18 protein-coding genes are annotated in these 22066 nt (G+C 55.4%); 10 read left to right on the top strand and 8 right to left on the bottom strand.

Going from position 1 to position 22066, the window contains the following annotated elements:
* Window positions 1-157 precede the first annotated feature (157 nt).
* The 7 genes from xylA (at window position 158) to SH678x_RS07770 (ending at window position 6840) form a co-directional block, all read left to right on the top strand.
* Window positions 158-1468, top strand: coding sequence for a xylose isomerase (gene xylA, locus SH678x_RS07740; protein WP_496922319.1), 1311 nt, complete (start codon window positions 158-160; stop codon window positions 1466-1468).
* Window positions 1469-1651: 183 nt separating this feature from the next.
* Entirely contained in the window at window positions 1652-2776 is a 1125-nt protein-coding gene (locus SH678x_RS07745) for a C45 family autoproteolytic acyltransferase/hydrolase (RefSeq protein ID WP_496922320.1), read from the top strand.
* Between the two features lie 160 nt (window positions 2777-2936).
* Entirely contained in the window at window positions 2937-3710 is a 774-nt protein-coding gene (locus SH678x_RS07750; protein ID WP_496922321.1) for a glycosyltransferase family 2 protein, read from the top strand.
* A gap of 144 nt (window positions 3711-3854) precedes the next feature.
* Window positions 3855-4184 (top strand): ArsR/SmtB family transcription factor, encoded by a 330-nt coding sequence (locus tag SH678x_RS07755; RefSeq protein ID WP_496922322.1) that lies wholly within the window; start codon window positions 3855-3857, stop codon window positions 4182-4184.
* Window positions 4185-4201: 17 nt separating this feature from the next.
* Window positions 4202-4720: a rhodanese-like domain-containing protein gene (locus SH678x_RS07760; protein WP_496922323.1), complete on the top strand. Its 519-nt coding sequence runs from the start codon at window positions 4202-4204 to the stop codon at window positions 4718-4720.
* 31 nt (window positions 4721-4751) lie between these two features.
* On the top strand, window positions 4752-6398 hold the full coding sequence (locus SH678x_RS07765; protein WP_496922324.1) for an FAD-dependent oxidoreductase: 1647 nt from the start codon (window positions 4752-4754) through the stop codon (window positions 6396-6398).
* A 13-nt stretch (window positions 6399-6411) separates the two neighbouring features.
* Complete coding sequence (locus tag SH678x_RS07770; protein WP_496922325.1) at window positions 6412-6840, top strand: ferritin-like domain-containing protein; 429 nt, start codon at window positions 6412-6414, stop codon at window positions 6838-6840.
* 169 nt (window positions 6841-7009) lie between these two features.
* Here SH678x_RS07770 and SH678x_RS07775 read toward each other — a convergent pair whose 3' ends face one another.
* The 3 genes from SH678x_RS07775 to SH678x_RS07785 all read right to left on the bottom strand — a co-directional run bounded on the left by SH678x_RS07775 (window position 7010) and on the right by SH678x_RS07785 (window position 10313).
* Window positions 7010-7912, bottom strand: coding sequence for a PfkB family carbohydrate kinase (locus SH678x_RS07775; protein WP_496922326.1), 903 nt, complete (start codon window positions 7910-7912; stop codon window positions 7010-7012).
* 119 nt (window positions 7913-8031) lie between these two features.
* Window positions 8032-9678: a DUF1559 domain-containing protein gene (locus SH678x_RS07780; RefSeq protein ID WP_496922327.1), complete on the bottom strand. Its 1647-nt coding sequence runs from the start codon at window positions 9676-9678 to the stop codon at window positions 8032-8034.
* Between the two features lie 41 nt (window positions 9679-9719).
* Window positions 9720-10313, bottom strand: a complete 594-nt coding sequence (locus tag SH678x_RS07785; RefSeq protein WP_496922328.1) for a transposase — start codon at window positions 10311-10313, stop codon at window positions 9720-9722.
* Window positions 10314-10458: 145 nt separating this feature from the next.
* Here SH678x_RS07785 and SH678x_RS07790 point away from each other — a divergent pair, with 145 nt between their 5' ends.
* Window positions 10459-11874: an NCS2 family permease gene (locus SH678x_RS07790; RefSeq protein WP_496922329.1), complete on the top strand. Its 1416-nt coding sequence runs from the start codon at window positions 10459-10461 to the stop codon at window positions 11872-11874.
* Here SH678x_RS07790 and SH678x_RS07795 read toward each other — a convergent pair.
* Window positions 11871-13550, bottom strand: a complete 1680-nt coding sequence (locus SH678x_RS07795) for a glutamine--tRNA ligase/YqeY domain fusion protein (RefSeq protein WP_496922330.1) — start codon at window positions 13548-13550, stop codon at window positions 11871-11873. The two genes, SH678x_RS07790 and SH678x_RS07795, sit on opposite strands and share 4 nt — an antisense overlap.
* Before the next feature lie 316 nt (window positions 13551-13866).
* On the opposite strand from SH678x_RS07795, the gene SH678x_RS07800 reads away from it, so the two are divergent.
* Window positions 13867-14346: a hypothetical protein gene (locus SH678x_RS07800; RefSeq protein ID WP_496922331.1), complete on the top strand. Its 480-nt coding sequence runs from the start codon at window positions 13867-13869 to the stop codon at window positions 14344-14346.
* A gap of 129 nt (window positions 14347-14475) precedes the next feature.
* Complete coding sequence (locus SH678x_RS07805; RefSeq protein WP_496922332.1) at window positions 14476-15528, top strand: response regulator; 1053 nt, start codon at window positions 14476-14478, stop codon at window positions 15526-15528.
* A 6-nt stretch (window positions 15529-15534) separates the two neighbouring features.
* On the opposite strand, the gene SH678x_RS07810 is transcribed toward SH678x_RS07805, so the two are convergent.
* The 4 genes from SH678x_RS07810 to SH678x_RS07825 form a co-directional block, all read right to left on the bottom strand.
* Window positions 15535-16011 carry a hypothetical protein gene (locus SH678x_RS07810; RefSeq protein ID WP_496922333.1) on the bottom strand — a complete coding sequence of 159 codons (477 nt, stop codon included), beginning with the start codon at window positions 16009-16011 and terminating at the stop codon, window positions 15535-15537.
* 141 nt (window positions 16012-16152) lie between these two features.
* On the bottom strand, window positions 16153-17304 hold the full coding sequence (gene proB / locus SH678x_RS07815) for a glutamate 5-kinase (protein WP_496922334.1): 1152 nt from the start codon (window positions 17302-17304) through the stop codon (window positions 16153-16155).
* Between the two features lie 86 nt (window positions 17305-17390).
* Window positions 17391-19409 carry a S1C family serine protease gene (locus tag SH678x_RS07820; protein WP_496922335.1) on the bottom strand — a complete coding sequence of 673 codons (2019 nt, stop codon included), beginning with the start codon at window positions 19407-19409 and terminating at the stop codon, window positions 17391-17393.
* Between the two features lie 6 nt (window positions 19410-19415).
* Window positions 19416-21932 carry a fused MFS/spermidine synthase gene (locus SH678x_RS07825; protein WP_496922336.1) on the bottom strand — a complete coding sequence of 839 codons (2517 nt, stop codon included), beginning with the start codon at window positions 21930-21932 and terminating at the stop codon, window positions 19416-19418.
* Window positions 21933-22066: the final 134 nt, after the last annotated feature.

Genomic DNA, 22066 nt, shown 5'->3' on the forward strand with positions numbered 1-22066 from the left:
CGGCCTTGTGGAATCCTGACATCAGGCGGGCCAACCGCTAGAATCGATGGATTAGGAACTCGCCGGGCCAGACACTTGGCCGCCGCGAATTTCCCAACGAAAGTAACTCCTCTCGCCTCGTCGCGAATTGTAAAAGATTACAAAGGTTCAACTTATCATGGCCGCGTTTCCCGAAATCAGCCGTATTCCCTTTGAAGGTCCGCAAAGCAAGAACCCCCTGGCCTTCCGCTACTACGACGCCGACGAAAAAGTGGAAGGCCGCACGATGCGCGACCACTTACGGTTCAGCGTTGTGTACTGGCACACGTTCCGCGGCACGGGGAGCGACCCGTTTGGTCCCGGCACGGCTGTGCGACCTTGGGAAGATGGCAGTGATTCGGTTGAGAATGCCAAGAACCGCGCTCGTGTGGCGTTTGAGTTCATCGACAAGCTCGGCGCGCCGTTCTATGCCTTCCACGATCGTGACGTGGCTCCCGAAGGGAAAACTCTCGCTGAATCCAATAAGAATCTCGACGCCGTTGCCGCGGTGCTCAAGGAAGAGCAAGAGCGGACCGGCATCAAGCTCTTATGGGGCACGGCGAACATGTTCAGCAACCCGCGCTATATGCACGGGGCGGCAACTAGCCCCAATAGCGAAGTCTTCGCCTATGCTGCCGCGCAAGTGAAGAAGGCCCTCGAAGTCACTCACGAATTGGGTGGAGCGGGCTACACGTTCTGGGGTGGACGCGAAGGTTATCAGAATCTTTGGAACACCAACATGCAGCGCGAGCTCGATAATCTGGCTCGCTTCCTGCACATGGCCGTCGATTACGCCAAGCAAATCGGTTTCAAAGGCCAGTTCTACATCGAGCCCAAGCCGAAGGAACCGACCAAGCATCAGTACGACAGCGATGCCGCGGCGTGTCTCAACTTTCTACGCCAATATGATTTGCTCGATCATTTGAAACTGAATCTCGAAACTAATCACGCGACCTTGGCGGGGCACACGATGCAGCACGAACTCGACGTGGCTGGCTCGGCCGGCGCGCTGGGCTCAATCGACGCCAACACGGGCGACATGCTGTTGGGTTGGGATACGGATCAATTTCCCACCGACATTTATCTCACCACCCAGTGTATGTATGAGATTCTCAAGTATGGCGGGCTGAAGACGGGCGGCGTGAATTTCGATGCCAAGGTTCGCCGCGAGAGCTTCGAGCCAATCGATCTGTTCTATGCCCACATCGGTGGCATGGACGCATTTGCCCGTGGTCTGAAAATCGCCGCCGCCATTCGTGCCGACGGCAAACTCGAAGGGATTCTTAAGGAACGTTACGCCAGTTGGGATAGCGGTCTCGGCGCCGAAATCGAAGGGGGCAAGCATTCGCTCGCTTCGCTGGAAAAGGTTGCGCTTGAAAAGGGTGAAATCAGCGGCAACCGCAGTGGACGCCAGGAAATGATCGAAAACTTGATCAACACCTACCTTTAATTCCTGCCAGCATTCCTTTAAACCGCTAATCTGCGCTAATTATCGCTAATATTTTATTAGCGCCCTTTAGCGTGGATTAGCGGTTTTGCTTTTCACAGTGTAATTCAGTCGCTGTTGGTCGAATCGTGTGGAGCGCTATAATTACGGCGTAACGGATTCCTTTGGTGATTGTTGGGCCTTCTCATGATTCGCGCTTTAGTGTTTCTGTTCGTCGTTGCGTTATGTTGCTCGCAGCTTTGCGCAGAAGAACTCTTTCCCACGGCACGGCATGGTCTTGGTGAATTGCGGTATATCAATTCAATTCCCGTGGTGACTTTGGTGGGCACGCCGGAAGAAATTGGCGAGCAACATGCCGCGCTCTTGGCGAAGCATTCCAGCGATTTGCTCGGCTTTCCCAAACGATTGTTCATTGAATCGGGGATGGAATTCTTTTATCCGCTAGCCGCCCAGGCGGGGAGAACGCTCATGCTCAATGCGCCCGAGCGGTACCAGCGAGAAATCAATGCCGCAGCCAACCAAGGAAAACTCGATCTGGAAACCTTGGCCGTGGGAAACACGCTGCTCGAATTGCGGCGAATCGGTTGTTCCACCTTGATTGTCGAACCAAGCAAAAGCGCCACCGGCAAAATGCTGTTTGGTCGAAACTTCGATTTCCCGCCGTTTGGTGTGCTCGATCGTTTCAGCGTGGTCAGCGTCGTGAAACCCACGGGCAAGCATGCTTTCGTGTCGATTGGTTATCCCGGCATGATGGGCGTCGTCTCGGGCATGAACGACGCGGGACTCTGCGTGGCGACGCTCGATGTTTATGACTCGGCGGATGGTTCCAGCCACTTCGATGCCTTGGGCGTGCCCATGACCCTCACCTTTCGACAAATCTTAGAAGAATGCACGACCGTCGCCGAGGCCGAAGCGTTGCTCAAGCGTACGCGCGCCACCACACAGGCCAACCTCGCGGTGTGCGATCCAGAGCAGGCCGTTATTTTTGAGATTACGCCGAAGCAAATCGCCCGACGCGATGCCACACAGGGTGTGCTGCCTTGCACGAACCACTTCCGCATGCCGGGATTAATTATCAACGACGAGTGCTGGCGTTATGACCGCCTGCAGACCGCCGGGCAGAAGTCGGCTCTGGGCGTTGCCGACATTCAGGCGGCATTGCATAGTGCCAACCAGGGCGAGATGACGCTGCAAACAATGGTCTTCGAGCCCACGGATTTGGTTCTGCACCTGGCGCTCGGCACGCCCCCCAGTTCCGCGCACACGATGCAGCGGCTAGAACTTAAAGAATTGCTCGCGCCAGCAGAGTGATCGATTCACCGCCTGTTAAACTTTGACGCCTCGGTGTTCTGGCGAAAGCGTTGAAGCGACGCCGTGCGAAACAATTTTGTTGAGCGCACAGGCCGCAATCGGCGATTTTTTCTAATGGATAGACTCGCCGATCTCTTTCTCGCTTCTGCAGGACTCACCCGTGGCTACACCCGACCTCTCGAAGTTGACTGCTATCATTCGCACCTTTGATCAACCCAAGGCCCTGAGTCGCTTGGTGAGCAGCATTCGCAAGTTTCACCCCGAACTCAAAGTGCTTGTGGCCGACGACGGCGTCGAGCCGACAAAATGCAAGCAAGCCGATTACTTCCGCCTGCCGAGCGAAAAAGGCCAAGCTGCGGCGCACAATGCCCTGCTTGCCCGAGTACGCACGCCCTATTTCCTGATGCTCGACAATCGTGCTGAAATCCACCGCGATAGTCAGCTCGTAACCTTGCTGGATCTCGTGGCAAGCGACCGGCTCGACGTGGCAGCGGGGGAAATCATCGGTTCGGCAAAGAAACTTTGGTTCTTCACAAAACGCAAGCCACTGCCCCAGCACGCCCTCTTGGAAATTGCTGGTGACCGTCTCGGCTTGATTGCAGGCTCACGCTCCCAAGGCGATGGTTTTTGGTGGTGCGATCTCGTGGGCAACTTCTTCGTGGCCCGCACGGATCGGGTGCGTGCCATGGGGGGCTGGGATCCCGAACTCCGTGACGATGCTCGCGAGGAGTTTTTCTTCCGTGCCCACCGCCATGGCATCCGCGTCGGCTTTCAGTCGGCCGCTTCGATCTGGCTGTGGCAGGAGAAAACCAAAGCCACCGAAGAGCCACAGCACGATCTGCTGGGACTCGCCGTTGCTAAGATGGGCCTTTCGCAGATGTCCGATCTCACGGGGCGGGTGATTCGTCCCCCCCGGATGGCCCGGGCGGCATAGCTCGTTCTGGCCGCTATTACCGGATCGCGTGGCGATCCGGCTATTCGCTGTGCCTAATGTTGCCTAGCTTGCCATGTTCGCAGCAAGTTTCCTCACTTGAATATATCGGAATCTTCCGATATATTTGAGTAGAAAGGAAATCCCATGGCTGCACAAACAGGTTCTAAAGCAAAAACACAGCGACGCAAAACGCTGACCCCCGAGGCATTTGCGCACGCTGCCGAATGCCTCAAGATTCTCGCGCATCCCCATCGGCTCAAGATCGTGCAACTGCTCCTCGACCACGAATATACTGTGGGCGAACTGGCCGAAGTTTGCGAAATTGTGCCCCACATGGCATCGGAGCATCTGCGTTTGATGCAGCGCTGTGGGTTTCTTGATAGCACCAAAGATGGCCAGCGGCGTTACTATCGCGTCGTCGAACCGCAATTGGCCAATATCATTCATTGCGTCGAGCAGCGTTTCGGGAGTTAGACTCCCAGGAGGTTGTTATGTCCGTTGCCACGATTTCTCCACAGGATTTATCCGAGCGCATCAAACGAGGCGAGGCTTGCGAAATCATCGATGTCCGTATGCCGGCCGAGTATCGTGAAGTGCATGCCACGGTCGCACGGAACGTACCGCTCGATGAGCTAACGCCGCAAGCAGTTCCTGCTGATCAAGGTCAGCCGCTCTACTTCATTTGCAAAATGGGGGGCCGCTCGGCCAAGGCTTGCCAAAAAATGATTGATGCTGGCGTAGCAAATGTCGTGAGCGTTGATGGCGGGACGCAAGCGTGGGAAGCAGCGGGGCTTCCCGTTGTTCGTGGCAAAAAGGCGATGTCCCTTGAACGGCAAGTTCGCATCGCGGCGGGGAGTCTCGTTTTACTGGGAGTGGTTCTCGGGTACTTCGTTCATCCCTACTTCGTCGGTCTGAGTGCGTTCGTGGGGGCGGGGCTTGTCTTTGCCGGTGTGACCGACACCTGTGGCATGGGGATGTTACTCGCGCGGATGCCGTGGAATAAAGTTTGATTCAATCTCTTATTGAAAGCGCAGGTGTAAGATGAAAATCGTCATCGTGGGTGCGGTGGCGGGTGGGGCATCGGCCGCGGCTCGGGCACGCCGCTTGGACGAAGACGCCGAGATCATTCTTTTTGAACGAGGCGAGGCGCCCTCATTTGCCAACTGCGGCCTCCCCTATTACGTCGGCGGCGTGATTCAGGGCCGTGATAAATTGCTCGTCGCGCCGAAACAGCGACTTATCGAGCGCTATCGGCTGGATGTTCGCACACGCAGTGAAGTGCTGAGCATTGACCGCCAAGCAAGAAAAGCACATGTCCGCGAGCTGGAATCAGGCCGCGAATACTCTGAGTCCTACGACAAGTTGATTCTTTCCCCCGGTGCCGTGCCAATTCGCCCGCCGATTCCTGGCGCGAATCTGCCCAATGTGTTTACGTTGCGCGATCTGCGCGATGCCGATCAACTGTTTGCGGTGACAAGCTCAGCGAAAAGTGCAGTCATCGTTGGTGCGGGCTTCATTGGTTTGGAAATGGCCGAAAATCTCGTCCATCGCGGGATTCAAACCACGGTGGTGGAACTGGCCAACCAGATTCTGCCTCCTTGGGACGCCGAAATGGTCAGCCCGATTGCCGACCACTTGCGTGCCAAGGGCGTGCAGCTTGTGCTCTCCGATGCCGCGGAAGCGATCGAACCTCAAAATGGTCAGCTGCATTTGCGCCTGCGGTCTGGTGAGCAACTCACTGCCGATTTTGTGGTGCTGAGCGTGGGCGTTCGGCCCGAGAACAAACTGGCCCTTGATGCAGAATTAGAAGTTGGTCCGCGTGGCGGCATCCGTGTCAACGAATACATGCAAACGAGCGACCCCGATATTTATGCAGTCGGCGATGCGGTCGAAACTTTCAACTTCATCGACGGGTCACCGTCGCAGATTCCACTGGCCGGTCCCGCCAACCGCCAGGGCCGCATCGCCGCTGACCATATATTTGGTTATGAGGCTCATTTTCGCGGTACCCAGGGCACGGCCATCGTCGGTGTGTTTGAGATGGCAGCTGCGATGACTGGATTCAGCGAGAAAGCATTGCGGGCGTCGAATACTCCTTACAAGAAAATTTACGTGCATCCCGCGAACCATGCGGGCTACTATCCTGGTGCCGAGCAGATGACTTTGAAACTCTTATTCGCACCCTCCGATGGCAAAATTCTTGGCGCACAAGTTGCTGGACGCTCCGGAGTTGATAAGCGGATCGACGTGCTGGCTGTTGCGATTCAAGCGGGTATGACCGTGTACGACTTGGAAGAAATGGAACTCGCCTACGCCCCGCAATTTGGTTCGGCGAAAGATCCGGTTAATATGGCGGGGTTTGTTGCGGCTGATGTACTGGAAGAGTTGCAGCCGATTGCTCACTTCGACCAAACGCAGGATAATGAGGACAAGTTTCTGGTGGATGTGCGTTCGCCGGAAGAATTCGCGCGGGGTAGTGTCCCGGGCGCGGTAAATATACCCATTGAACAGTTGCGTGAGCGGCTTGAGGAGTTGCCACGAGAGAAAACCATCTTGGCTTATTGCCAAGTGGGGCAGCGCGGTTACTTAGCAACACGCATCCTCGCGCAGCGGGGATTCAACGTGGCCAATTTGAGCGGCGGCTATACAACTTACAAACAAGTCATCGCTGCTCGCGAACAAAAATAAAATGGAGGATGATATGGAAAAAGAAACCCTGATCAAGAAGCTCAATGAAGATCTAGCGGGTGAACTCTCGGCGATTATTCAATATTTGACTTATGCCGCCAAAGCGACCGGGCCGTATCGTCCGCAACTCGCGGAGTTTTTCCTGGCCGAAGTGCCCGATGAACAAGGCCACGCGCAGTTCTTAGCTAACAAGATCGTGGCCTTGGGTGGCGAGCCGACGACGGTCCCCCGTCCAGTGACCGAAGCCCACAGCAATCACGAAATGCTCGAAGCGATCCTCAAGGCCGAGAAAAAAGCGACCGCCGACTACACTCAGCGGGCCAAAGAAGCCGATGCGTTCGGCGATAAAGGCCTGGCCGTGCAGCTCGAAGACATGGTCCGCGACGAAAGCGGCCACGCCGAAGAAACCGAACGGATCTTGCGCGATTGGCCGCTGAAATAATTGCTGCCGCGCAAACGCCTACGTACAGGGTCATCCTGAGAGAGCCTAGGCGACCGAAGTATCTGGCTTCAATCATCGCACGCTTACGAAGTGTGTGACGATTGAAGCCAGTTTATTTCCCTGTGATCAAATCTGATCGCGGCTAAACAATCGAAAGTTCGTTGCTTTATTAGAAGTTGAGCATCTTACGATAGAGCTCCATCCGCTCATCGATATCCGCACGGGTAATCTCGGTCAGCCGTTCCAGTCCAAAACCTTCGACATTAAAACTCGCCACGAGAATACCATAGGCCATGGCGGTCTTGAGCGTCTCGGGATCGAAGTTGTCACGTTCGGAGAGATAACCCATCATGCCGCCGGCGAAGCTGTCGCCCGCGCCCGTGGGATCGATGACGTTTTGCGTGGGGTAGGCCGGGAGCACATAGGTTTCATGTTCGCTAAAGAACATGGCCCCATGCTCGCCCTTTTTGATAATCACAAACTTGGGACCCATCTCGCGCACGCGATGTCCCGCCGTGACGAGATTTTCCGTTTGGGCGATCAATTTCGCTTCGCTGTCGTTAAGCACCAACCCATCGAGTTGCGTGAGTAGCTTGTTCAGATCGTCCCGTGCGATGTTAATCCACAAGTCCATCGTGTCGGCCACGGCTAACCGTCGGCCCGGTACTTGCGAAAGAACTTTCATTTGCACGGCCGGCACGCCGTTGGCGAGAAACACATACTTCGCCCGACGATAACTTTCCGGCAACACGGGATCGAACTCGCCGAACACGTTGAGCTGTACGTCGAGCGTGTCGCGGTCGTTCATGTTGTCGTGATACCGGCCGGTCCAAGTGAAGGTCTTACCCCCTTCCACTTGGTGCAGCCCTGACACGTCGATGTTGCGGTCGCTGAGCAACTTGGTGTGCTCGGCGGGCCAATCGGCACCGACGACCCCCACGAGCCGCACGCTTGTGAAGAAGCTCGCGGCATAGGAGAAGTGGGTGGCCGAACCCCCAAGCAGGTTATCCCGACGGTCAGTGGGAGTTTCGACGTTATCAATAGCGACCGATCCGACAACAACAAGTGGCATAGTTCGAGTTACGCGTGGTGAGTGGCGAGCCCGCTTCAGCGGGCGGGCAGTGAATTCTAAACGAACCCGCGATTATGCCCGCTTGGGCCCTACCATGACAAGGGCCGAAACCGCCAAACTTACGGTAGAGGCGTCAGTTCATTTCCGGCTCTGGTCAGTGCCCCCTTGAACCATGTGAGATCAATCTCGCCATTAATGGTTCGCACATGAGCATCAGCAAAGCTCGCCAGAAAAGTGCCTGGATGCAGGTTGGGGATAAGTCCATTGAGCGGATTTTTTTCTTCCAGCTCCCAGTCTTCGGGTTTAGTCCATGTCGTTGCTCGGTCATCGTTCACTTGCACGATCATGATGGTATTAGCCGTGCCGTCTCGAATTCCTGCAAAGGTAGTGCCTTTGTCGGTGCCATTAAAGAACATCTTTTCACCGACAACACCCAGATAATGAGTCTTGCCGTTGGCTGGCTGCCACTTTGAGCTTGGGTCGAGAAATTCGGGTGGCATCAAGGCAATCAGCTTTTTATTGTGATCGCTATCCCAAGGTTCATCGAGATGAAATTGGTCATAGAGCGCTTGCTGTTCAAAGAACGGAAGGATATGCACGCGCCAACTCAAAAGCGGCTTTCCGTCGGGGCTATAATTAGCATGCGCAGGGAAAGCCTTTTTCGTGTCAGCATAGTTGTGCAGCGCGAGGTTGATTTTCTTCATGTTGTTGGCCGATGCCATTTGCCGCGCCGCTTCCCGCGCGGCTTGCACAGCGGGGAGCAACAAAGCCACCAAGATTCCCGAAATGGCCACCGTTGTCAGTGCCGTGGCATCGCTCCCCTCCCCTGCAACACGAAAGATGACAAACTTCTCCCCTTCGCGTTTGGGCATCACCGCGTCGTAAGTGCTCGAGAGCATCCGCTCTTGATAACGGCCAAGCGCTTGTTGCACAGGATCGGCATCCGCTTTAAGCCGAGCGATCTCAGCGTTCGCTTGTGTCTTGATCAGGTCGGCAGTCTTCACCAGGATTTGCTCAAGCTTTTCGGCGTCTGCAGCGTTGTTGGCGTCGACGACCAGCTCGCTCGTGCCGGCGTTCGAAACATTCATGCGGAATTCAACCGACTTGATCAAGTTGGGCGCTTCATACAGATACCCCAACTCCATGGGGATTTCGGCTTGCATGAGACCCATGTTAATCATCGGGCGCAGCGGCGCAACGTCGACCGCGACATACAAATCATCCCCCGCCGCCGAGGCCAGCTGAGCATTGATGTTGTTCTCGTAGGGCGTGATCCCGCCGGTGAGAAACTTTTGCAGGACGTCTTCCGACGTGGCAAGAATCGTCCTGTCGGTGGGGAAATAGAGGCTCGGCTCGATCTGCTTGGGATTCTTGAAATGCGGCCGTGCGCTACCGACCTGTTCTTCCAAATTTTTTGTCACTTCGGGGACCAGTTTTCCGGTCACGTCGCTGGTGAAACTCATGATCACCGAATAATTCGGCGGGCCGGTGAGTGGCGGCTCCATCGAAATTAGCAAGCGGTCCATTTCCAAGGCGTCGATGCCAACGTGCTGGATGGAAGCTGCCTGCAACACTTCCAGCGGCATCATCTGAAACATGGGCGAGTTGTAAATCGCTTGCGGCCGCGCCGAGACGACGAGGCACGCCTGGGGTAGCACGTAAGTCATATCAATCGGCGGCACATCTTGAGCCAGCAACTGCCCACTCGGCGTAACCAGCATCAAGAACGCCAAAAACCAACACATGAAACGCGATTGAATCAACATAAGAAAAGTCTCCAGGCGAGCCCGCTTAAGCGGGCGGCGCCTTACTTAGGCCGTTGTTTCAAATACCGTTTATACGGCACCCCATCTAAAAAAGCATCCAGTTCAAGCGAACGCCGAATAGCGGACTCCACATTAACGTTCACTCGCGTGTGCGGATAGGACCGCCAATCATCCGCGAAGCCATGGCGGACCGCCTGCATCAGCGTGTACCGATAAGCCAACCGGCCTTGTCTTTCATCGCGGATCGCCCCGTCGAAGTATTCGTGACCTTTGGCATCGCGCCAAAAATTAAGTCGCCGCTCGGGCAACAAATCATTCACCAATTTTGCCACGGAACCGTGAAGTCGCTGCATCAACGGCGAAAGATTTCGCCCTTCGTACAAATAGCCAAGCGTGTGATAATGATTGTCCAGCAGCGAAGTCACCCAAGGCACGAAGCGAAATTGCTTGGTATAGTGCTCAAATCGATCCCAGAAAATGGCTTTAGCCGCTTCGCTGCGAAGTGCAGGAAACTGATCGCGACACCGAGCAGTAATGAAGTAAACTTGGTTGTCAATTAACCAATGCTCGTACCGATGCGAATCACGGTACTCAAGATTCCGACCTCGCGAGATTTTGCGAACAGGTTTGGACATGTGCCGCATTGTAATGGAGTTTTGACATCATGCAAAGCAGTTTTAGGCACCGCCCGCTGAAGCGGGCTCGCCTGTAGGCGATTTGAGTAGGCGAGCCCGCTTCAGCGGGCGGTGCATTCAATTAACTATGTAACCCCACTCCCTCATGAATTTCCTCGAACGCCAATTCCACCTCTCCGCCCGCGGCACCACCGTCGGCACTGAGCTCGCCGCGGGGCTGACCACATTCCTCACGATGTGTTACATCATCTTCGTGCAGCCCGCGATGCTTTCGGGAAAGATGTTCGGCATCGATACCGGCATGGACTTCGCCGGCGTCATGGCCGCAACCTGCATTGCCTCGGCCATCGCCTCAGTTGTGATGGCACTCATGGCGAACTACCCCGTGGCCCTAGCCCCGGGGATGGGAATTAACGCCTATTTCGTGCTCGCCTTGCTCCCCGCCATCGCGGCCACGGGTCATAACGAGCCTTGGCAAGTCGCGCTGGGCGTAGTGCTGCTAAGTGGTCTGTTATTCTTAGTGCTGACGCTGCTGGGCGTACGCGAAAAAATCTTCGATGCCCTCAGCCCCAGCCTCAAGAGTGCGATCGCCGTAGGCATCGGATTATTTATTGCATTGATCGGACTCAAAAATGGCGAAGTCATTATCGCCAACCCCGCGACGTTCATCGCTATGAATCACGTTGTTTACGATCCCGACGTGATCGTTTTCTTCGCGGGACTCGTGATCGGCGGAGCATTTTTCTCCCGCAACATCCGCGGGGCCGTCCTCGCGGGAATCGTAGCATCCTTGCTCACGGCTATCTTGCTGCAAATGCTGCTGCCTAACTTTGAAAGCTGGACATCAAATCCCGTCGTGGCTCAATCGCAACTCATGACGAAGTTACATTGGTCCGGCGATTGGATGGCCCCTCCCCCATCGCTTGCACCAACCTTTTTCAAATTCGATCTGCTCGGCGTGTTCGACCTGCGAATCCTGCCGTTCGTGGTCGTGTTTTTGTTCATCGACATGTTCGACACGATTGGCACGCTTATCGGAGTGACCCAACAAGCGGGACTCGTGAAAAATGGCAAGCTCCCCAATGTCGGCCGCGCGATGACTGCCGACGCCACGGGCACGATTTGCGGGGCTTGCCTCGGCACGTCGACCGTGACCAGCTACGTGGAATCCGCCGCCGGAGTGGAAGCCGGGGGCCGCACCGGTTTGACGGCAATCTTCACGGCCTGTTGTTTTCTCGCTGCGCTATTTTTCGCACCGCTTGTGGAACTCGTCGGTTCCTATCCACCGATCACCGCGTCGGCCTTGGTGTTGGTGGGAGCCATGATGGTTCGGAACATCACCGAAATCGAATGGCAAACCCCCGGCGAATCAATCCCCGCGTTCCTGCTGATGATCGCCATCCCCTTCACGTTTTCCATCGGCGACGGCATCGCGTTGGGCTTGGTCGCGTACGTGGCGATCAATTTACTCGCTGGCCGTAAACAAGCCGTCAATCTGACACTCGGAATTCTCGCAGCACTAATACTCGCTTACTTTGTGTTTGTAAGGGCGAGTGTTTAACTCTTCTTCGCTTCCTTCACCCAGCTATCGCGCAACGTCGAGGTGCGATTGAATACCGGCTTGTTCGGTTTCGAGTCCATCGGATCGACGAAGAAGTAGCCCAGCCGTTCGAATTGGTAATGTTCTCCCGGCATGGCGTTGAGCAGCGATGGTTCGAGTTGGGCCGTGGTCAGCACGTCGAGCGAATTCGGATTGATGTTATCGAGAAACGTTCCCCCTTCGGGAGCTTCGTCTGGATTCTCCACGCGGAACAAGTGATCGTAGAGCCGCACTTCGGCGTTGATCGCGCTTGCGGCGGAAACCCAGTGGATCGTCCCCTTCACTTTACGGCTGTGATCGGGATCGAACGTGCAGTGCAGTTCCGTGATTTTGCCCATCGCATCTTTTTTCACTTCATCACATTTGATAATTCCCGCGCAGCGAACGCGCACTTCGCCCCCTGGCTTCAAACGGAAGAATTTCGACGGCGCATCCTCCATGAAATCGTCTTCTTCGATAAAGATTTCGCGCGTCAGTGGGATCATCCGCGTTCCCATTTCTGGCTTTTGCGGATGATTGGGAGCTTCGATTTCAATCACTTCGCCGAGTTCGATATTTGTCAGCACGACTTTGAGCGGTTTCAGAACAGCCATCGCCCGCGGGGCCGCATCGTTGAGGTTTTCGCGAATCGCATCTTCCAGCCATGCCATGTCGATCGTGCTGTTGAACTTTGCCACGCCGATGCGTTCGCAGAATGCTTGAATCGCCTCGGCCGTGTAGCCGCGGCGGCGCAGACCACGAATCGTGAGCATCCGCGGATCGTCCCAACCCGAGACGTGCTTCTCGGTCACCAATTGCAATAGTTTACGCTTACTCATCACGGCGAAGGTGAGGTTCAGCCGTGCAAATTCAATCTGTTGCGGATGATGAATCCCTAGTGATTCACAGAACCAATCGTACAGCGGGCGATGATTTTCAAACTCGAGCGTGCAAATCGAGTGCGTGATTCCTTCGATCGAATCGCTTTGCCCATGGGTGTAATCGTAGGACGGATAGATGCACCACGTATCGCCCGTGCGATGATGGTGGGCATGCTTGATGCGATACATCACCGGATCGCGGAGATTGATGTTCGAAGAAGCCATATCGATCTTCGCGCGCAAGGTCCGCGCGCCGTCGGGGAATTCCCCTTTCCGCATCCGCGCGAACAAATCGAGATTCTCCTCGACGCTGCGATCGCGGTAGGGACTGTTCTTGCCAGATTCAACAAGTGTGCCGCGGTATTCGCGCATCTCTTCGGCGTTCAGGTCGCAGACAAAAGCCTTCCCACCTTTGATCAACTGCACCGCCCAGTCGTGGAGCTGCTCGAAGTAATCCGAGGCGAAGAACAACCGATCTTCCCAATCACCCCCCAGCCAGCGGACGTCGTCGAGAATCGAATCGACATACTCCTGTTCTTCCTTGGTGGGATTAGTGTCGTCAAACCGCAGATTGAATTTGCCGCCGTACTGCCGCGCAAGCCCTGCATTCAAGCAAATGCTCTTGGCATGGCCAATGTGCAGGTAGCCGTTCGGCTCGGGCGGGAACCGGGTATGGACGCGTCCCCCGTTCTTTCCGGCTGCCAAATCGGCATCGATGATTTGTTCAATAAAATTCCGCGAGGCTTTTTCCTCGCCGGGGGTCGGTGCGGTCGACATCGCAGGTCCTACTTAAAGTCGCATGATTGCCTAATCTCACTATCAATTTAGCAAATCTTGGCCGCCTTGAGGTAGGTGAGAATCAAATGGTTTTGGATTCACACACAGTAAATCATGAAAACATGGGGTCAATTAAAAAGCAGACAGCGCAGCTTTCTCGGAATTGAGTTGCAGCAACCACCTGCGGAGACGCCCCTTGAATCGCCAATTCAACAAGGATCACTACATCCCGAACAGTCCCTACGATTCTTAGGGCGTTATGAGCTACGTTATAGATGGGAGACTTTTTTAGAATTCTTGAGCGAGGAGCGGAACAATGGCTAAGCATATCCAACGCAAAAAGTATCTGGTCGATCAGGAAGTCCAAGGAGGTTTGCTAGGCAAGGCCGCCTGTTATTGGCTGCTCAGTCTGGCGGTGGTGACGGCTCTCAATGTCCTTGGCTGGGTTTACATCACTCCGGGTGCCGATGCCTTAATTCGGATGCGTGCCGAGGTCCCTTCACTCTTGGGCGCACTTTTGATTGCGGTTGGCAGCACGCTCATCCTGTTGCCAATTTTGATGTACGACCTTGCCAAGCACACCAATCGCTTCGCGGGACCCATCTATCGATTGCAACGCTGCATGAACGACCTGGCAGCCGGGAAGCCAGTTCGTTCGATAGCATTTCGTAAAGACGACTATTGGAAAGATTTAGCAGAATCCTTTAACCAAGTGGTTGCACGTATGGAAAGGCTTGAGCATGCCCAGCCTTCCACGGACTTTGTTGAATTCGACACATTGATCGCTAAGAACTAAGCAAAGTATTACTGATTGATATCTTAAGCAGAAGTACATCCCTCCTTGTTGGGTCGAACCATGTCAAGCTATCCCTGTGGTGATTCCCATTCCGTGGGGCGAGCAGCAACCGGATGTTAGGCAAGTATCATGGCGTCTGTGTATTGGTACGTTAAGGCGATTGAGCAGCTCTCTTCAATCGCCAAGCAATTGGCCCTGGCAACTGATCTCGAACATGTCGCGCTGCTCGTTAACCATGCGCTCGGCGAATTGCTCTCGGCCGATGGCGGCAGTTTGGTTCTCCGCTATGGCGATCAATGTTATTGCCTACCCGAACCTGACCAAGACATTCTTCACGACGGCCAACTGCTACCCCTGCATCTTTGCAACAGTGGCTGGGCCATGCTCAATCGTCGAGTCGCGGTTTGCCATGACATCAACCTCGACGAGCGTTTTCAATTCGGCGCGGATAGCCACACGTTCGCCAAGAGTTTGATAATCGTGCCGCTGGGGCATCCTCGTCCGCAGGCCGCAATCAGCACCTATTGGCTACAAAAGCACGAATCGTCTGACGAGGAAGTGGCCATTCTCAAGATGCTCGCTCACATGGTCGAGTTGGCACTCAGTCGAGTTGGCATCCCCGCGTTGCCTCGGCTACAGCGGATAGCCGTCGAAGAAATTCACACGGGAACGATTCTTTTTGCCCTGCCCTGCGACCTCGCCGAGTGTGTCGACGCAGAGAGAAACCCCAACTGTTTGGCAAATGTTTTACTGGTTGAGGATATAGAAGATCATCTACTTCTAACCAAAAGGCTTTTGTTTGAAAAAGGCGGCCTCGGCTGCAATCTCCAGATCGCCAACAACTCCAAGCAGGCACTTGATCAGCTGTACGAAGCCCACTATCGCCGCGAGCCCATTGATCTGATCTTGCTGGATATCAGTCTTCCCGGCATGGACGGCTTCCAACTGATGCAGCTCATCCAAACGAGCGACACCTTTCGTCACACGCCCATCATCATGTGTACCGTTTCGACCGACGCGCAAGACAAACAACGAGCCGCAACGTTGGGCGCGGCCGGTTATTTGATCAAGCCACCGCACCTCGAACGATTCAAAGTCATTGTCAAAAAGCTCGAATCGATTCAAGTGCAAGCTTACGGACAGGACCAGCGCCTGGTACGCAGCCTGCAAGCGGCTTCTTAAACGCAACTATTGCCCCTGCGCAGCTCGGGCGGCATAAACGCGCACGGCGGCTCGCAGCACGTCGTATTGATAAAGCTCATCCGCTTCGCCGCTGTAACGCATCAGCGCCAGATCGGCTTCTTGAAGTTGCTTGAGTTGTTGTGCGGTGAGATTCCGCGTCAAAAAATCATTCTCCGCCGCGGTCCGAACGGGAGAATAATCGCCGACTCTCAAAAACGGTCGGTAATCCGCGAGCCGACGATTCAGCACGGCAAGTTCTAATCGAGTTTGCACTGATGCATCGGCGAGGGCCTGACGCTTCATCGGCAAAGTCACTTGCCGATACTCAATGAGCTGTTGTCGCGCGAGTGCGTAGTCACGATAGGCATCCACCAGTTCCGGCGTCAAAACGATGGCAGTCGTGCCCTGGGGGAGACTTTCTTGGGCAGATGCGAATGACGAAAACAGCGCTAGCACAACACAAACAGCAAACAACAAACGCATAAGAATCTCCGAAAAGCAAGCGAGCGGGGGACGTAAGTCCCCTGCAGATTCGCTGGTGATCACCAACTTTTCAGAGTAATTACCAACTCAACGATTGCCAGTAAATCGTGAGATAAGTGGCCATTAGCCGTTACAATCGCCCTAACCCAACACAAGCAGGTTATTACGATGAACGATTTCGTCGTAAGGTCGATGGCCTAGCAACTCGGCGATGCGTTCGGTCGGTTGGCCGGCGATGATCTTCATTTCCTCGGCCGAATAATTGGTGAGTCCCCGCGCGAACTCGCGGCCCGTGTTGTCGCAGAGCGAGACTACATCCCCTTTGATAAAACTCCCAGCGACCGCGGCCACGCCCACGGCGAGCAAACTCCGCCCGCCGGTGGCGATGGCTTGGCATGCTCCTACGTCGAGCGTGAGTTTCCCCGCGGGGATCGCTCCCCAACCGATCCACCGCTTACGCGAATCAAGCGACGGTCCCTCGGCGATAAACAGCGTGCCGACATCTTTACCGGCGAGGATATCGGCAATCACGTTCTCGCGTCGGCCGCTGGCAATTACCACATTCTCACCGGCCGTCGTCGCGATCCGCGCGGCGTTGAGCTTGCTGGTCATCCCCCCCGTGCTGAGCTTGATGCCGGGGCGTTGCGGATTGTCATGCACCAACTGCTGCTGCGCTGCGGCAATGTCGGTGATGATCGACAACACCTTGGAATCGGGATCGCTCGGATCACCCGAGTAAACTCCTTCGATATCGGAAAGCAATACGAGCACCGACGCGCGGATCAGATTCGTCACCAGAGCCGCGAGTCGGTCGTTGTCGCCCAAACTCAATTTGAGTTCTTCGGTGCTGACCGTGTCGTTCTCGTTGATGATCGGCACGGCATTCGACTCGAACAATGCAAACAGCGTGTTGCGGATGTTGAGATACCGGCTGCGATCTTTGAGGTCGTCGGCTGTCAGGAGAATTTGTGCGGCATGCAGTTGAAACGGCTCGAGCGCGCGGTTGTAGGTTTCGATCAAATAGCTTTGACCCACGGCCGCCGCGGCTTGCAGTTGTGCCAAATCCGTGGGGCGCGATTTGAGCCCCATTCGTCCCAGGCCGGCCCCCACGGCCCCGCTGCTCACCAGCACGCATTTTTTGCCCGACTTCCATAAAGTCGCCAACTGTCCCGCGATATTTGCCACGCGATCTTTATCGAGCGTGCCGTCGGGATGGGTGAGCACCCGTGTGCCCACTTTCACAACGACCAGCTCGGCCGAGGACATGATTTCTTGACGTACGAGATCCGACATGTGACGAAAGAGTATAAGTAGGCTAGAGGCAGTTAACTATGTGTGGCCATCCTACCGCAGCCAGTGCTGATAACGCCAGCGGAAGATTAAGGATTCGTTTGATCGTTCGCCGTCAATTCTTCAATGACTTTGACGATGGAATCCGCCGCGATGGCGTACGTCTCCGTGCGGCCCGAACGGGCGACGTTGAAGCCCACGACTTCGCCATCAAGATTGACCGCTGGCCCACCCACGTCGGTCGGCTCGATCACGGTATCATGCTGAAAGGCACTGGCGAAGCCAAACCGGCGCTCGCTCAATTCGCTCCCCAAGCTGTTTTGGAATTCATTGCGTGTGGGACGCAAACCAGGGAACCGGCCCATCAACACGGCAGTCAGTTCCAACTCTTTGCCGCTGCGATCAACCAGCAGCTTCACCGTGTCGCCCGGGCTGTATTCCTGCACTCGTTTAATCAGTGCTTCACGTGAAGGCGTTGCGATCCCTTCGATCTGGAGGATCACGTCGTTAATGAGCATCCCCGCCTTGGCGGCCGCCGAACCGGGAAAGATCCGCACGATCCGCGCATCGCCGGTTTCGCTGTCGAGTTGCACTCCCAGAATGCCGGCTTGGTGGGGAATCACGCGCGGCTCGACGCTCACGACGCCAACTTCCACGGGATAGCTGTCTCTCCCCACCGAGGCGAGCCACGAACCGACGATCGGCACCGTCTCGGCGGAAATTTTAAGCGTCGGCAAATCCTTGGCGTCAACATTCAGTAGCGCCAAGTCGAACTCCCGACTCACTCCCGCCAACTCGGCCGGCAATTCCCGTCCATCCGGCAGGACGCAAGTCAGCGTTCCGTTAAGGGCACTGGCCTTGGTCAGAATTCCACCATTCGCGTTAACGACGCCGCCCAACGCGACTTTGCGACCATCCACGTGAACTTCCACAACGGCTTCACGGGCATCAGCCACCACGTCGCGAAACGCAGCCCGAACGTGCGGCCCGTGCGCGAATCTCCAACTGGGAACCGTGATCCGCTCCTGCGGATAATTCACTTGCAGTTCTTCTTCGCCATGTTGATGGGTGTCATGGGCCGTCAAATCGAGCGTCCCCGGCAAAGCATCGGCAATCAAACCCAGCCGCACCTTAAACGTCATCGGCTTGTTATCGCGCAAGACTTCGAGTTCGACACGATCGCCGGGATCTTTGGCCAGCACCAACCGATTCAGCTCATCGAGCGACTTTATCGCAGTATTGTTTGCCGTTTGAATGATGTCGCCGGGCTTCAGCCCCGACTTGGCGGCTGGAAAACCGGGAAACACTTGCGTCACGATACAGCGGTCGGCAACATCGCGACCCGCGATGCCGAGCATCACACGTTCCCCTTCGTTATCAGAATCATCGAACCCACGGCCCCAGACTTTACCCGCCACGAGCTCGTCCCAATTTGTCCGGATTTCTTCCACCGGAACATGAAAATTATGCTCAGCTTGCATGCCGATGCTCATGTGAATCGCTAGGACTTCCCCCTGCATGTTGAACAGCGGTCCCCCCGAGTCGCCCCCTACGAGCGTGCAGTCTGTGCAGATCCATTCGCCACCTTGTGCGAGAATTCGTCCCAAACGAATCGGCGGCGAGCGATCATCCAAAATCCCGCCCGGTTGCCCCGTGGCGACCACCCACGATCCCACTTCGACTTGTTCATCCGGCGCAAGGGGAGCAAACGGCAAGTCTTCGGGGACTTCGTCGAGTTGCACCATGCCGGCATCCATCGGATGATGTGCCCCCAAGGTGTGCCCCTTGAGCCGTCGCCCATCGGCCAGCACCACCGTCGCCGGCCGATCGGGTCCGCCAATCACATGGGCCGCCGTGAGCACTAGCCCTTCGGGCGAAATCAACACGCCACTGCCGATGCTATGGCCGACTTCAATCTCGACCGTCGCCGCGACGGCTTGGGTCGCAATTTTTTCGACCTGGCTTTGCAGCAGGCGAAGATCCGCTATGTTCTCGGGGTAGCGTTCCTCGAGGACCTTTCCCAACTCGGGCGAAATCGGAAGCGCATCGGCAGCCCAGCCGAAAATCGGTATTACGCAAATCAATAAGAATAAAACGGATCGCAGCATATCGACTTAATTATTCGCGGGTTCGACGGAATTGGGCAGCGGCAAACCTAGCACCGCGTGCAATCGCTCGAAGTAGCGACCATCATTCTTCAGCCAATCAGCTGGATAACGCAGCGGTGCGATGATCAGCTTGAGAATTGCGTCGGGGGCTTGAAAGTGCGATGCCATGCCCGCCATGTACTCAAGGCGAAGTGACGATTCCTGATTGATTTCGGCATCCGCAAGGACTTCCCCCAAATCTTTCCCACGGCCGACATAGTGATGGAACAATTCGAGAACCGTTCCCAGATTCACTTCTGTCAGCGCCTTTTTCAGATCCGGATTGGAATTGATCCGCTGCCGTAGCTTCTCCAAATCTAACGGTGTTTCGTCCACTTGGGCCACCGCGATGATGTCGTAGCCATGACTGCGATTCACGCCACTGGACCAGAGTGTGGCGTGGGGAAACACTTCCAAAAACGTCGCTAGCTCGCAGGAAACGGTCATCATATCCGTTTGATACAAGGGGATCCATTGAACGAACACTCCCCCGGGATTGAGATGCGCCTTGCAGAGTTCGTAGTACTCCTTGGAATACAAAATAGCCGAGCCACGCACCCAGGGATGGATCGAATCCGAGCTGATGATGTCGAATTTGTCTTTGCACGTCGCCATGAAATGCCGAGCGTCGTCGATCACAATTTCAGTTCGCGAGTCGGTCACAACGTTGTGGTTCTGCTCGTCGAAAAAGCGAGCGGCGTCAACGATGGCTGGTTCAATTTCGCAGATTTGAATTTTTTCGACTTCCGGGTAGAGCACGAAACTGCCGGCCGTGGTGCCCGCTCCCAATCCCACTGTCAATGTCGATTTCGGTTGGGGGTGAATCAGTGCCGCGACGTGTCCCAACATGCGCTGGCATCGCAGGTCAGCAACCATCGTCGAGGCCTCGACTTTCCCCGCGACGCAGAGAGATCGTAACCCGGTTTCTTTTTCTTTCATCACGACGACCGATGTATTTTCGCTCTCTTTCTCAAATAGATGATCAAAGTCTTTCCACGCCCAGGGCATAATCGCATTCCCCAAGATGCCATGTGGCAGTGGCCATAAGAAGATTAAGCACATGACGGCAATTGCGAGTGCGGCCCAGCGTGTTCGCTGACCTGTGAGCCAAGGCATGTCGTACCATTTTGTCCCCCGTTCAGCTTGGGGATGTCGGCTGTGTTCGAAGTGGAGCGTCAGCAAGGCCGCAGCGGCCGAGACGATCACCATCAATTGTTGGGTTCGTTGCGACCCGATTCCCGGCACCAGCCACAGAGTTGTGAGTATCGAGCCCAGAATCGCACCGCACGTATTCGACGCATAAAGTTGACCAACTAGACGTCCCGTGTCCGGTTGCCCTTGGCCGACTGAGGCAATCGCGAAGGAAAACGTTGCGCCCCACAACAGAGCGGCGGGGAAAACCGATGCCAAGCTCCGGATCGTATCGTGTAAGAAGACGAAATACACGTAGTATTTCCCCTCGACTTCGGGTGGCCAAAAGGGCACGATCCGCGTGATCACGGCATTAGCAATCACCAACGCCGGTAACAGTGCCAGTTGGCACAGAGCGAGCCAGCGAAGTGGATGATTGGTTTTGCGGGCCATATTCGCCGCGACGGTGCTACCGATACCAAGCCCCGCCAGGAAAACCATCAAGATAATTGCAAATGTGTAAGTCGTAGCCCCAAACATCAATGCCAAAAGCCGTGTCCATATCACTTCCGCGCTCAAGGCAGCAAAACCTGACAATCCCACGACTAAACAAATAATCATCGGCGCGTTCAGCGACCGCGCGGACGATGGGGAAGTCTTTTGCGTGGCTTCCCGCGTGTATGGCAACGAATTGGCAAGCGACAACGCCAGCAGGCCGACAATTAAGTTCACTGCCGCAGCGACATAACTGGCATAAACAATGTCGGACTGTGGGAGGAGGAAAAAACCGGCGATGAAGCAGCCTAATACCGCGCCCAGCGTGTTCATGCCGTAGAACAACCCCATCCGTGACAGTCCTACGGGGGTTGACTTCACCCAGCGGGCAATCGCCGGCAAGGTGGCCCCCATCAAGATGGTGGCCGGTAGTAGACAGCCGCTTGCGACCAGTGACCGAGCCAAAAGATCACGGCCTGCGGAATCCGAGTTCGACAGATAGAGATTTCCTAACCACGGCATCCAATGGGGCAAAGTCGCACCGATCAGTCCGATGCCGAGTTCCAGACAGGCATAAACTTTGAATGGATGATATTTAGGAGAGATCACCATCGGCAGCAGCAAGCTGCCAATGCACATGCCTCCCATGAACGTTCCCAGTACGATGGCCATCGAGACTGATGACCCGCCGATCACAAGCCGCAATAGGTGAAACCATATGATTTCGTAAATCAAAGCGGCGCAACCGCTTCCAACGAATAGCAGTCCAGCCTTCATCCAGGGCAAGGCATCGGCGTCAAGATTCGCGGCAACCTTCTCCACCCGTCTAGCGGACGCTGGGGACGCAGTACTCGACATAATACTCCTGGCGAAACTCACGTGGGAAGAAACGGACAGAGGATATTACGAGTGAACTAGCCGGAATCACTCGCTTGTCTTTGCATTCTAGCCAGTGACCACAAAGTCGGCACACCCTAGGGAAGACCACTTTT

The sequence above is a fragment of the Bythopirellula superficialaquae genome, from assembly GCF_059632245.1.

What these genes read in the sequence shown, in the direction of transcription:
- SH678x_RS07755 (WP_496922322.1), top strand. Translation starts at nt 3,855, where the DNA reads ATGGCTGCACAAACAGGTTCTAAAGCAAAAACACAGCGACGCAAAACG.
- SH678x_RS07760 (WP_496922323.1), top strand. Translation starts at nt 4,202, where the DNA reads ATGTCCGTTGCCACGATTTCTCCACAGGATTTATCCGAGCGCATCAAA.
- SH678x_RS07780 (WP_496922327.1), bottom strand. Translation starts at nt 9,678, where the DNA reads ATGTTGATTCAATCGCGTTTCATGTGTTGGTTTTTGGCGTTCTTGATG.
- SH678x_RS07745 (WP_496922320.1), top strand. Translation starts at nt 1,652, where the DNA reads ATGATTCGCGCTTTAGTGTTTCTGTTCGTCGTTGCGTTATGTTGCTCG.
- SH678x_RS07805 (WP_496922332.1), top strand. Translation starts at nt 14,476, where the DNA reads ATGGCGTCTGTGTATTGGTACGTTAAGGCGATTGAGCAGCTCTCTTCA.
- SH678x_RS07795 (WP_496922330.1), bottom strand. Translation starts at nt 13,550, where the DNA reads ATGTCGACCGCACCGACCCCCGGCGAGGAAAAAGCCTCGCGGAATTTT.
- SH678x_RS07770 (WP_496922325.1), top strand. Translation starts at nt 6,412, where the DNA reads ATGGAAAAAGAAACCCTGATCAAGAAGCTCAATGAAGATCTAGCGGGT.
- SH678x_RS07765 (WP_496922324.1), top strand. Translation starts at nt 4,752, where the DNA reads ATGAAAATCGTCATCGTGGGTGCGGTGGCGGGTGGGGCATCGGCCGCG.
- SH678x_RS07775 (WP_496922326.1), bottom strand. Translation starts at nt 7,912, where the DNA reads ATGCCACTTGTTGTTGTCGGATCGGTCGCTATTGATAACGTCGAAACT.
- SH678x_RS07800 (WP_496922331.1), top strand. Translation starts at nt 13,867, where the DNA reads ATGGCTAAGCATATCCAACGCAAAAAGTATCTGGTCGATCAGGAAGTC.
- SH678x_RS07810 (WP_496922333.1), bottom strand. Translation starts at nt 16,011, where the DNA reads ATGCGTTTGTTGTTTGCTGTTTGTGTTGTGCTAGCGCTGTTTTCGTCA.
- SH678x_RS07790 (WP_496922329.1), top strand. Translation starts at nt 10,459, where the DNA reads ATGAATTTCCTCGAACGCCAATTCCACCTCTCCGCCCGCGGCACCACC.
- SH678x_RS07785 (WP_496922328.1), bottom strand. Translation starts at nt 10,313, where the DNA reads ATGTCCAAACCTGTTCGCAAAATCTCGCGAGGTCGGAATCTTGAGTAC.
- proB (WP_496922334.1), bottom strand. Translation starts at nt 17,304, where the DNA reads ATGTCGGATCTCGTACGTCAAGAAATCATGTCCTCGGCCGAGCTGGTC.
- SH678x_RS07820 (WP_496922335.1), bottom strand. Translation starts at nt 19,409, where the DNA reads ATGCTGCGATCCGTTTTATTCTTATTGATTTGCGTAATACCGATTTTC.
- SH678x_RS07825 (WP_496922336.1), bottom strand. Translation starts at nt 21,932, where the DNA reads ATGTCGAGTACTGCGTCCCCAGCGTCCGCTAGACGGGTGGAGAAGGTT.
- xylA (WP_496922319.1), top strand. Translation starts at nt 158, where the DNA reads ATGGCCGCGTTTCCCGAAATCAGCCGTATTCCCTTTGAAGGTCCGCAA.